The sequence below is a fragment of the Nodularia chucula CCY0103 genome (assembly GCF_963923915.1).
In the GTDB taxonomy this organism is placed as follows: Bacteria; Cyanobacteriota; Cyanobacteriia; order Cyanobacteriales; family Nostocaceae; genus Nodularia; species Nodularia chucula.
Genome location: NZ_CAWUOL010000241.1, coordinates 1 through 325 on the forward strand (window position 1 = coordinate 1; position 325 = coordinate 325).

General features: G+C 44.3%; 1 protein-coding gene. It reads right to left on the reverse strand.

Annotated features, from left to right (window positions below):
• The coding region (locus ACM0OP_RS24405) for a tetratricopeptide repeat protein (protein WP_414530982.1) at window positions 1-325 on the reverse strand (325 nt) is incomplete at both ends.

The window sequence follows — 325 nt, forward strand, 5'->3', positions numbered from 1 at the left end:
GTTGTTCCAAGCGTAATGGTTATCAGGTTTAAATTCCAAGGCTTTGTCATAAGATACAAGTGCTTCTTCATAGCGTTCTAAATTCCCTAGCGCATTTCCCCGGTTGTACCAAGCTTCGTGGTAATCAGGTTTAAATTCCAGGGCTTTGTCAAAAGATGAGATCGCTTGTTCATAGCGTCCTAAATTCCACAGCGCAATCCCTCGCTTATTCCAAGCGTCGTGGTTATCAGGTTTAAATTCCAGGGCTTTGTCAAAAGATGAGATCGCTTCTTCATAGCGTTCTAAATTCCCTAGCGCATTCCCCCGGAAGTACCAAGCTTGGTGG